Origin of the sequence: Shewanella sp. SM29, from assembly GCF_025654245.1 — a bacterium.
Taxonomy (GTDB): Bacteria; Pseudomonadota; Gammaproteobacteria; order Enterobacterales; family Shewanellaceae; genus Shewanella; species Shewanella oncorhynchi.
This window is the reverse complement of sequence record NZ_JAKKRN010000056.1, coordinates 1-10,277: the sequence shown is the minus strand read 5'-3', so window position 1 is coordinate 10,277 and position 10,277 is coordinate 1. Positions and strand designations below refer to the sequence as shown.

Below are 10,277 nucleotides of genomic sequence, written 5' to 3'. Positions count from 1 at the left end.
ATACCATTGGTCAGACTCATACCAGTGTGCCACCAAGCCAATCAGCACCATTATACCGCAGGGAATAATGACAACGAGCCACCCCATGGCATACACGGTCGCTACCTTAATATCCCACTCATAGAGGGTGGGCGCCTCACGCACCCGCTGCTGACGTAGCTTATTGAGCCGGTCTTGCTCCTCTTGGGGTAATTGCAGGAACTCACTGCGTGGCAAATCTTCATACCGGCTGTCGTTCAACGGTTGTGTCTCTTGCTCTGTCGACGCCGACTGCGGCGACGCTGCTTTATTGTTCATCCTGTTACCTCTCGGTAGACTCTACTTGTAGCGTGGCCATCGCCAGGCAGTAAATCCAGTCATCCATTTTAAATCAGCAACATAATATGCTCTCGGCCTACCCTCAAGCGAATATTTACTGAAACAGTTTTAAGGAAAGTAATAAAAGTAGCTAGATGGCCAGTGAGGGAAGTGGAGACTGATTTTAAAGAGTATGTTCAAAACTCATCTGAGTTCTGCAAGGGCACGGCATACAAACCTCCATGTTTAATACCAATCCAAAACAAGAGTCGCCGTTAACAACTAGGTTATTGAGCTTGGTTGTATCTCGTTTCTGTTGATGAATAATTGACAGATATAATCATATAGTTAGAATGCCAAGCTGTTGAAACAGAACAGGTTGGCGTCAAATGAAACCTGATCTGGTTCCACATCACTAACGCTCTCAGTTGATCAAGTGAGTAGATCATACCGAAGCAATGCAGTTTTTCACATATAAACAATGGAGTGGTTATGCGTTGGTTGACTTGGTTGGTCGTGTGCTGTTCTCTCACGGGATGTGCAACGATAACGTCGAGGATGGGAGAAAATTCAACTTGGGGTCACTCTTTCTCAAGTGTGCAAACGGCTGTTGATAATGGCGAGGAGTGTATGATGATCTCCGCGTTAGCGGCCCCACCCTTACTGCTCTTTACCATCCCGCTGACACTCGTTGATATGAGCAGTGCGTTGATCATCGATACTGTTATGCTACCTGCAGATTTAGCGATCACGCCCAGCGATCCCAAGCTCCACACCCCGCGACCTATGGTCTGCCGCTATGACTATAAGATTTAAGCATGATCGCACCCAATAAATAACCTCAAGTTGCCTGTGTGACGGTGAGTTAACGCCGGCATACGGGAACGACCATGTCGCGGTTTGCCTCCCAGAGTGTTGTGCCTTGTTAGTTGTAATTACGTGGTACAACCTAGCCTAGCAAGCCATTTTAAATCATTTAAGTTAGCGATTTGCTTTAATCACATCAAGTAACAACTTGATATCAGCCATATTGTTATAAATATGCGGAGAAATCCGGATCCCCATACTGCGGGCGTCGACACTAATATTCGCGTTCGCCAATGCCGTCATCATTTGATGCTGCTGTTTACCAAACTGCAGAATAAGCGTGCCGCTGCGCTTTTCAGTATCCCGCGGCGACACAAACTCATGGTCGAGCTCTTGCGCCACAGCATCAATCAATTGCTGATTGTATTTACGCAGCAACGGAGTACCTAAACCAGCAAGATAATGAATGCTATGGGTGGCAATGGCATAAGGCGCGATTGATGGTGTCCCTCCCCAAAAGCGCAGTGCGGAATGCTGGTAACGAAAATCATGGATATCAAATTCGAACGGATTCTCGTGGCTAAACCAACCAACATCCTTAGGCTGACAACTATCCAATATGGCGGGATTAACCCAAAGATAGGCAGCACCAGGGCCGCCGCAGAGCCATTTCACACTCGAACCGATTAAAAAATCGGGTTGTAGGCGCGCGAGATCCAGCGGAATAATCCCCGCCGATTGCGCTACATCCACTAAGCTCAAACAGCCTCGCTCACGGGCTATGGTGAAAATATTGGCTAATGGCGCCTGCTGCCCCGTATTCGAGTAAGCATGGCTGACAAACACCAGATCCACATCGCGGCTGATATGCGCATCCCACACATTAGGGTCGGTGATATCGAGCCCTTTAGGAATAAAACGTACTTCGCAACTGGCAGGCAGCGCTTTTTTAAGGGCAAAACCCATGCTGGGGAAATCAATCTCACTCATTAACACAACGGCGTGTTCGCGGTTCAATCTGTCGAGGGACATGACAATTTTAGTCAGCGCACTGGAAAGATTGACCTGAGGGCAAAAATCCTTTTGGTGGCCGTTAAATAGTTTAGATAAAGCAAAGGTAAAATCATCAATCACACCCAGCCACTGGCCCCAAGGTTCACGCCCCGACTCCTGCCAAGGCGCAAAAAAGGCTTCTTTAAAGACCTGCTCGGTCGATTTTAATGGCCGGCCAACGGAATGGTTTAATAGATATCCTGGACCTGCTAGGTAAAAGTCCTTTTTAAAATCTTCAAACATAGTGTTATCTCAAACTCTCTTTTAGTTTTTTAATATCACAATAACGCGTCCGAATATCGCTGCGTTGAGCGGCGGCGCGTCTGTCTCTGAGTCGCTCCAATGAGCCGAGTAGCACATGCAGTGGCGGACCACTGGCGGTAACTTTAGCTAAATGCTGCTGCTCCATACTTGTCGAAGGCTCAGCAATATATTTAGTCACTAACTCATTATGGTGCTGAATCGCAGTCTCGCCATGTAATTCGCAGACTTCGATAAAGAGTCGCAAGTTTTCTTGATACCAATCTTGGGTTGAGCAGTCTTTTGCCTGCAGGAAGTCATCCATCAAATTCGGCCGACGCATGCACTCGCGCAATATCTGTTGATCCTCCGGCATCATGTATAAAAACTTGTCCACCAGCATTTGCGAGTAGGAAGCTTCATTGGCGAAACAAAGACCTAGCGTTAAATCGATGACATTAATCCCCGCAAAATCCCCTGCATTGGCACCGCGATAGATGACTGAGCCCACCCGATAAGGCTTGTAGTAAGGGCGAACACAGTAAAAGAAACGGTCAGTATCTAATCGATTAAATAATTGGGTATTTGACTCAATCACATCTTGCAATGCCTGTTTAGCGACTCGCAGTAAATCGTGACTGATGGGATGGGAAATGCCCAAAGGCTGGATCTTCAATAGGGCATCGGCGGCGCGTTTATAGGCCAAAATGCCTTTAGTATTGTAATCCACAAACAGCTTTTCGGCGCTCAGATCGGTAAAGCGCTTATAAATGCCATTGTGGGCACGATTGTGAGTAGTTAAATGTGCGGTGGCAAAGCGCGGCGTGACGCCTATTGAAGCGCCAATATGCATGGCGAGCGCAGAAGCCTCAGCTAATGGCGATGTCGTTTCCCGCGAGGGCTCGGTAATTTCATGGCGCCGACAGGCCGCCATATACAAGCCCACATTGCCGAGTAAATCGAAGGCACTGTCGAAACCTTCATCAGTATTCCCCTCATCGAGCAAGGTCTTAATCAACTCTCGCCCTTCGCTCTCCAGCGCCAACTTAGCTTCTGCGCCGATATCGAGCACATTGGCCCGATCTGTTTGTTGGTAGTAAAGCTGTTCTAGCTCGGAATTGAGTTCCACAAAGCGGCTGCGGATCCAATCATCAAAGGCTTCGGTATTAAAGGTGGCTGGTTTCACGGGCTTATCCTTGAGTATTGTTATCGTTCTTTTAAACGGAGTGAGCTCAAAGCGTTAGCCCAATCCGTAAAACTCGTAACCAGAATGCAACTTATCGCCACGTGTTTCTAGCGTTAGGTCAAATTTCCGAAAAAACTAATGCCATTTTTTATTTACACCATGCGCCAGCGCAATTTTTCAAACACTTTTACTCCGCAGAATGTTCCTGAAGACACTCATCACTCAACTAATAGCTAAGCGGTAGTTCCGCAGAGGTAAATCGGATGATTTTAATGGAATTTATAGTAGTGCTTAGCTGCCTACTGCTAGGTACCCGCTACGGCGGCATGGGACTCGGCCTCATCAGCGGTATTGGCTTATTTTTACTGATTTTTGTTTTCGGTTTAGCGCCGGGACAACCGCCAGTACAAGTTATGCTAACCATACTTGCAGTCATTGGCTGTGCAGCCGTATTGCAAACCGCGGGGGGATTAGATGTGATGATGCAGTATGCCGAGCGCTTACTGCGCCGTCATCCACAATACATCACGATTCTAGCGCCGCTGACCACGTGGACGCTGACCTTCCTTTGCGGTACTGGCCATGTGGTTTACACCATGTTCCCGATTATTTCCGATATCGCGCTGAAGAAAAATATTCGCCCAGAGCGCCCAATGGCGGTGGCATCTGTCGCTTCACAAATGGCGATTTGTGCTTCGCCCGTGTCGGTAGCGGTGGTGTCTATGGTGTCGATTCTGGCATCACAACAGGGTGTAGGCCGTGCTTACAATCTGCTCGAAATTTTAATGGTGTCAGTGCCAGCATCGCTTTGCGGTGTCATGGCTGCTGCACTTTGGAGTCTGCGTCGTGGTAAAGATTTAGATAAAGATGAAGAATTTCAAGAACGCATTAAAGATCCAGTCCAAAGAGCCTTTATCTATGACAAGAGCGAAACCCTGTTAAATCAAAAATATCCGAAGGAAGCTTACTGGGCAACGGGGATTTTCTTCACCGCTATCGCTGCTGTGGTACTGTTAGGTTCATTTAGTGAATTGCGTCCCGCCTTTGACGTTAAAGGTAAGTCGACCTTGCTCTCGATGAACTTAGTGATCCAGATGATGATGTTAATTGCAGGTGCTTTTATCCTGATGACCTGTAAAGTCAAACCGACTAACATCTCTAACGGTCCCGTTTTTAAAGCGGGCATGGTGGCAATTTTCTCAGTATTTGGTGTGGCGTGGATGAGCGATACTTTCTTCATCAGCCATATGGATGTACTGCAGGAAAACCTGTCCCATGTAGTACAAAGCCAGCCTTGGACCTATGCCTTAGTGCTGTTTCTCATCTCTAAGCTTGTTAATAGCCAAGCGGCAGCACTCACAGCAATCGCACCTATGGGACTCGCCTTAGGGGTCGATCCAAAACTCTTAATCGCCTTCCTCCCTGCAAGCTACGGTTATTTCGTGCTACCAACCTATCCAAGTGATCTGGCCTGTATCGGCTTTGACCGTTCAGGTACGACTAAAATAGGTAAGTTCATTATTAACCACAGCTTTATCATTCCAGGCTTTATCGGTGTAGCGACAGCATCGGCTGTCGGTTATCTACTCGCAACCGCTTTACTCTAACCGCCAAAATAACAAAGGCCGCTAATGCGGCCTTTGCTTTAGATAACCTTAGATCACCCAAAAGTATTAACCTGTGCCAATATAAAACCCATACCCTAGACGCCCATATTCTTCAGAACATAAAATACGCAGCCCGAAAGTGAGATAAGTATCTTACTCAACAACTCTTTTTAGCTTGCCGTACTAAAGATGATTAGACGCTTATCCATTCTATTAGCTTTTTTCGCGATACTGATGGGGCTCGTATACTGTGCCTACAGTCTGATAACTCGGATTAACTTTAATTCCCACCATCAAGTAGGAGAAGTCATCGACACTCTAAACGGGGTTAATATCTATTATAACGGAGGAGTTAATACCCATTCAGGACGCAACCTATCTATAGATGGTTATAACTTAGGTATTCAATATCAATGTGTTGAATTTGTTAAGCGCTACTTTTACCAACGCTACCAGCATAAAATGCCTGATGCTTTAGGCCATGCTAGAGACTTTTTTGATAACAAGTTAAGCGATGGCATGTGGAATGAAAAACGCGCTATGCGGCAATACACTAATGCGAGTCAGACCAAACCTATGCAGGATGATCTACTCGTGTTTTCTCCATGGATATTTAACCCCTATGGTCACGTTGCGATCATTGCCTCAGTTACCGATAGCAGTATTGAAATTGCTCAGCAAAATCCTGGCCCCTTTGGCCCATCACGCGAACGGTTGGCATTAATTCAACAAAACGGCCTCTGGTATATTGATGCGCCTCGAGTAAAAGGTTGGTTAAGATGGCAGGCTCCGGAAATCACGGCATCCCCGATTGCAGAATCCGCAAATACGCCATTCCCCAGTAAGCTTCACTGAGAAATAACAATAATGTCAGTATTAACTTGGATTAAACAACGCCTTGTGCGTAATAGTGATAGCCTCAAGCAATCTAGGCCACAAACTGAGTTACGCACTGTTTTTCATCAAACCCAGATGCCCAATATCAGCTTGCCAATCATACAAACCTATCCACTCGTTGTACCTATGAACAGAGAAGATATTTTTGCTTATCAATTGCATTGCTTGCTGACTTACCAAGGGAAAGAGGCCTTAAACACTTTACTTAGCCAGGCAGGCTTTAACACATTGCCCGAGCAAACGGTCAACTTTAACGGTTTTATCGAACACCCAACCCAAGCGACCTGCGTATTACTGAACCAATATGACGATTTTGCGGGTGTGTGCATAACCTTAGTGACCAATGACAAACCCTTGCTAGAAGCATTAATCAGATTCAAATCCGCCCCGCCCAATCCATGGGAAAGCTTTCCCAATATCGATCCCGATACTCTCGGCAGTCTTCAAGGTAATATCGACTTTTGGTGCAGCTATTTTTGGCGCCCCTATTGGCTATCACTCTCAGAAGCCGAGCACTTGCAATATCCTGAAAGTTGGCGGGAATTTAGCGAGTTTCATTAAAACTTAAGGTACGCAAACACTTAATGCAGGATAAAAAATGAAATTGAAATATGTTGGATTAGCACTGACGTTACTGCTACTTGGTGGTTATCTGATCCCTGAGTCACCCGCGATCCCAGTAAAAGGTGCCAGCAGTAAAGATTGGAACAGCCAAACCTTTTGGTATGAACCTTGGGGTCCATCGGGCGTTCACAAGGGGATAGATATTTTCGCCGCCAAAAACACCGCAGTGATTGCGCCAACGCCTATGCTGATCTTGTATCGAGGTGACTTCTTCAAAGGAGGAAATGTAGTGGTTGGTTTAGGTCCTAAATGGCAAATTCATTACTTTGCCCATTTAGCACAAATTGAATCAGCCACAGGATTGATTGCCTACCAAGGTGACACTTTGGGCACTGTCGGCGATACGGGCAATGCACAAGGTAAACCGCCCCATTTGCACTATTCCATTTTGAGCTTATTACCTAAACCTTGGCTGATGGATACTTCAACCCAAGGTTATAAAAAGGCCTTTTATCAAAACCCTATCGAGTATTTAACTGCACTATAGGCTTAACAACTTACTTTAATCAGCTTATTGGCAGTGCAATATCAAGCTGAGGTTCTGCGGTTTTTGATGGGGTCTCATGCTCAACAGCCGCAGCTAATGCTTCTCTCTCTGCCTTCGCAATATATTTAGGTTTATTGCTAGATTGCAGTTTGGCATTGGCCTTTTTTGCCTTGCTCTTCAAGGTTTGATTAATCTTCTTTTTACGGTTCATCAGGGCACCAATGCAAGATACGATATAAAGGGGCGCGATTATAGCCTTCCATCAACGCGCCAGACAATCGAAAGCACTAAAGCAAACGCGTGATCCAATCAAATAATCAAACCTGCGACTAAAACATAGGTCTCCTAAATCAAAGACAAATGCCAAAAAAGGTAATGCCTTACCGACATGAACTCGCACTATATGCATGGCCTTTACAGTAAAACCTCTCGATACCGAGTGCTGTGTCGCAATTTATTCATACTGTCGTCAAATCATGCAATTTCCTGTATGGCGTGACTAGACAAGCTGTAATTCCTCCCCTAAAATCGCGAATAATAAAAATCGTTATCATTTGTAATACAATTTAATGGAATATTAACCTATGCCAAGGGAGCCGGTGTAACAAACTCATTCGCCCTTAGCAGGAAGTTATATGACATTCAAAACCTCGTTTGTTGCTTTAGCCGTATTGGCAGCGTTAACCCAATCCGCTGCGGCCCAAGATGCCACCGACAACAGTCCAAACAACAAAAATAAAGACATAGAAAAAATCACTGTCACCGCAAGTCGAATGGATAAATCTCCCAGCTCGATCCCCAATACTGTCACTATCATCGACCGTGCCCAATTAGAAGAACAGTTCCGCACCACTAAAGATTTATCGACTATTATCGGTAACTTAGCGCCTAGCTTTTCACCGAGCCGCCAGAAGATGAGTAACACAGGTGAAACCCTGCGTGGTCGTCCGCCATTGATTATGATCGACGGCGTGCCTCAATCGAACCCACTTCGCAGTGGTGGTAGAGAGGGACAAACTATAGATCCTGCCATGATTGAACGCATCGAAATCATTCACGGCGCCAATGCAATGCACGGTCTCGGTGCCCAAGGCGGCATCATCAACTACATCACTAAAAAGCCAACAGGCGACAGCGAACAGGTTGCTAGTTTCGATGTCACAGTGCCTGATTCAATGAAATCCAATGGCTTAAGCTTTGGTGCTAGCTATGCGTTTTCTGGCGAGTCAGAATTTATCGACATGATAGGTTCGGTTAGCTACCGCAATAATGGCGTCTATTACGATGCCAATCATAACGTAGTGGGTGTCGACACGACTCAAGGCGAGTCGATGGATAGTCAGAGTAAAGACTTCTTCATCAAGCTTGGCCATAACTTCGATGAGTCTCGCCTTGAATTAATGGTTAACCATTACAATGCAGACAACAATGGTGATTGGATGCCCGTTGCAGGTGACAAGCCCAATGGTGTCCCCACAGGTGCAGTTAAAGAAACTCAGCCATGGGAAGCCGCCAACAACCAAGTGACCACCACAAGTTTGACTTACACCCACGCCAATATTGGTGGCCAGCAACTTAGCCTGCAACTCTTTAATCAAGATTTTAAAGCGGTTTATGGCGGTGGCTGTTTCGATAGCTTCTACGATCCATCCTTCGAAGGCAGCGACCAAGTCATCCAATGCGGTGTCGGCAGTAAAGGTGAAAGCTTGTACTACGAGCAATCGCGTAACTCTTCGGTTAAATGGGGCTTAAAAAGCGCCTTAATCGCTAAGGATATTGCTGGTTCAGGAATTGATGCGGCCTACGGTGTCGACCTTTTCCGCGACACCACTGAGCAAGATTTAGTAAAAACAGGCTTTTCATGGGTTCCCGAAAGTACCTATGACAACGTTGCGCCATACTTGCAGTTAGATTATGACTTAATTGAAAATTTAACCTTATCGACCGGTGTTCGTTACGAACATGCCGAGTTAAGTGTCGATGACTACAAAACCCTATGGGGTGCAGGCAATAAGCAAATTGCGGGCGGTTCAGCCACCTTCGATGAAACCTTATTTAACGTCGGTATCTCTTATAAAATCACTCCTGACATTCGCGTTTATACCAGCTATAACCAAGGTTTTGGCATGCCGGATATCGGCCGAATTCTGCGTGATGGTAAAAGCTTCCCCGGCGACAATCCCAGCATAGATGGCTCACTGGCGCTCACACCGATCGTCACAGATAACGTTGAAGTCGGCGCCGATTACCAAGGTAAATACTTAAGCGCTAAGCTAGCTTACTATCGTTCCGCCACTGATTTTGGCTCACGTTTGGCCTTAAATAGTGATGGTTTCTACGACGTGAAGCGCGAAAAGAGTGTGATCGATGGTATTGAAGCCAATGTCACCGCCTACATTACCAGCAATGATGATCTCGGCATGAATATCGCCTTCCAGCAGGGCGAATACGATTCAAATGGTGATAGCCAAGTCGATACCGATCTCGATGGTGCAAATATTTCGCCAAACCGTATCAACCTGTTCTGGACCCATAGCTTCGATAATGAAATGTCGACCCGCGTTCAAGCTAATTACTACATGGACCGCGATTTTAAAAACGCGGCGGGCAATAAGTATGCAGAGTTTGATGGTTACACGACAGTCGATGCTTCCTTCTCAATGCCGCTTTACACTGGCACCCTGAGCCTAGGTTTGCAAAATCTATTTAATAAGGATTATTTCAATTATTACTCACAAACCATGGGTACAAATGATCGTTATTTCAAAGGGATGGGACGTACTGCAGCAATAGGCTACACCTTGCCTTTCTAAGTGAAAGGCCCATTTTGTGTCTAGTCCTGAAATAAGTTGACACTTATTTCCACCTAAAACGCCTGATGAACCTCATCGGGCGTTTTGTATTTTAAGGCCAAATGGGGCCGTCGTTGATTATAGATGGCGACCGCTTCTTCCACCATCTGTCGTGCCTCCTGCAGCGTTGCTGGCTTATGTGTTAAAAACTCCTGCTTCAATATGCCATTTACTCGCTCTGCTAACGCATTTTGATAGCAGTCATATCCGTCTGTCATTGAGCATGT

The 10,277-nt window shown here is 46.0% G+C and carries 10 protein-coding genes and 1 pseudogene; 6 read left to right on the top strand and 5 right to left on the bottom strand.

Going from position 1 to position 10,277, the window contains the following annotated elements; translation table 11 throughout:
• Window positions 1-297, bottom strand: a pseudogene (locus L5L77_RS22015) (hypothetical protein); the annotation flags it as partial.
• Between the two features lie 492 nt (window positions 298-789).
• Here L5L77_RS22015 and L5L77_RS22010 point away from each other — a divergent pair.
• Window positions 790-1,113, top strand: a complete 324-nt coding sequence (locus L5L77_RS22010; protein ID WP_173242710.1) for a YceK/YidQ family lipoprotein — start codon at window positions 790-792, stop codon at window positions 1,111-1,113.
• Between the two features lie 165 nt (window positions 1,114-1,278).
• Here L5L77_RS22010 and L5L77_RS22005 read toward each other — a convergent pair whose 3' ends face one another.
• Complete coding sequence (locus L5L77_RS22005) at window positions 1,279-2,400, bottom strand: aminotransferase class V-fold PLP-dependent enzyme (protein WP_113941336.1); 1,122 nt, start codon at window positions 2,398-2,400, stop codon at window positions 1,279-1,281.
• A 4-nt stretch (window positions 2,401-2,404) separates the two neighbouring features.
• Window positions 2,405-3,583 (bottom strand): PrnB family protein, encoded by a 1,179-nt coding sequence (locus L5L77_RS22000; protein ID WP_105251111.1) that lies wholly within the window; start codon window positions 3,581-3,583, stop codon window positions 2,405-2,407.
• Window positions 3,584-3,846: 263 nt separating this feature from the next.
• On the opposite strand from L5L77_RS22000, the gene L5L77_RS21995 reads away from it, so the two are divergent.
• From L5L77_RS21995 to L5L77_RS21980, 4 genes are all read left to right on the top strand, one after another.
• Window positions 3,847-5,190, top strand: a complete 1,344-nt coding sequence (locus L5L77_RS21995; protein ID WP_105251110.1) for an anaerobic C4-dicarboxylate transporter — start codon at window positions 3,847-3,849, stop codon at window positions 5,188-5,190.
• Window positions 5,191-5,379: 189 nt separating this feature from the next.
• Entirely contained in the window at window positions 5,380-6,045 is a 666-nt protein-coding gene (locus tag L5L77_RS21990; protein ID WP_317629721.1) for a CHAP domain-containing protein, read from the top strand.
• 12 nt (window positions 6,046-6,057) lie between these two features.
• Window positions 6,058-6,648, top strand: coding sequence for a hypothetical protein (locus tag L5L77_RS21985; protein WP_263147834.1), 591 nt, complete (start codon window positions 6,058-6,060; stop codon window positions 6,646-6,648).
• Window positions 6,649-6,685: 37 nt separating this feature from the next.
• Entirely contained in the window at window positions 6,686-7,198 is a 513-nt protein-coding gene (locus L5L77_RS21980; RefSeq protein ID WP_168826445.1) for a M23 family metallopeptidase, read from the top strand.
• A 19-nt stretch (window positions 7,199-7,217) separates the two neighbouring features.
• Here the strand turns inward: L5L77_RS21980 and L5L77_RS21975 are convergent, their stop codons facing one another.
• On the bottom strand, window positions 7,218-7,409 hold the full coding sequence (locus tag L5L77_RS21975; protein ID WP_113941341.1) for a DUF2986 domain-containing protein: 192 nt from the start codon (window positions 7,407-7,409) through the stop codon (window positions 7,218-7,220).
• A 424-nt stretch (window positions 7,410-7,833) separates the two neighbouring features.
• Between L5L77_RS21975 and L5L77_RS21970 the strand changes: the two genes are divergently transcribed.
• The gene (locus L5L77_RS21970; RefSeq protein WP_263223414.1) at window positions 7,834-10,011 is read left to right on the top strand and encodes a TonB-dependent receptor; all 2,178 of its coding nucleotides are present in this window, start codon (window positions 7,834-7,836) and stop codon (window positions 10,009-10,011) included.
• 53 nt (window positions 10,012-10,064) lie between these two features.
• Here L5L77_RS21970 and L5L77_RS21965 read toward each other — a convergent pair.
• Window positions 10,065-10,277: integrase core domain-containing protein (locus L5L77_RS21965; protein ID WP_263186454.1), on the bottom strand; the 213-nt coding region annotated here is incomplete at its 5' end.

What these genes read in the sequence shown, in the direction of transcription:
- L5L77_RS21990 (WP_317629721.1), top strand. Translation starts at nt 5,380, where the DNA reads ATGATTAGACGCTTATCCATTCTATTAGCTTTTTTCGCGATACTGATG.
- L5L77_RS21985 (WP_263147834.1), top strand. Translation starts at nt 6,058, where the DNA reads ATGTCAGTATTAACTTGGATTAAACAACGCCTTGTGCGTAATAGTGAT.
- L5L77_RS22010 (WP_173242710.1), top strand. Translation starts at nt 790, where the DNA reads ATGCGTTGGTTGACTTGGTTGGTCGTGTGCTGTTCTCTCACGGGATGT.
- L5L77_RS21970 (WP_263223414.1), top strand. Translation starts at nt 7,834, where the DNA reads ATGACATTCAAAACCTCGTTTGTTGCTTTAGCCGTATTGGCAGCGTTA.
- L5L77_RS21995 (WP_105251110.1), top strand. Translation starts at nt 3,847, where the DNA reads ATGATTTTAATGGAATTTATAGTAGTGCTTAGCTGCCTACTGCTAGGT.
- L5L77_RS21975 (WP_113941341.1), bottom strand. Translation starts at nt 7,409, where the DNA reads ATGAACCGTAAAAAGAAGATTAATCAAACCTTGAAGAGCAAGGCAAAA.
- L5L77_RS21980 (WP_168826445.1), top strand. Translation starts at nt 6,686, where the DNA reads ATGAAATTGAAATATGTTGGATTAGCACTGACGTTACTGCTACTTGGT.
- L5L77_RS22005 (WP_113941336.1), bottom strand. Translation starts at nt 2,400, where the DNA reads ATGTTTGAAGATTTTAAAAAGGACTTTTACCTAGCAGGTCCAGGATAT.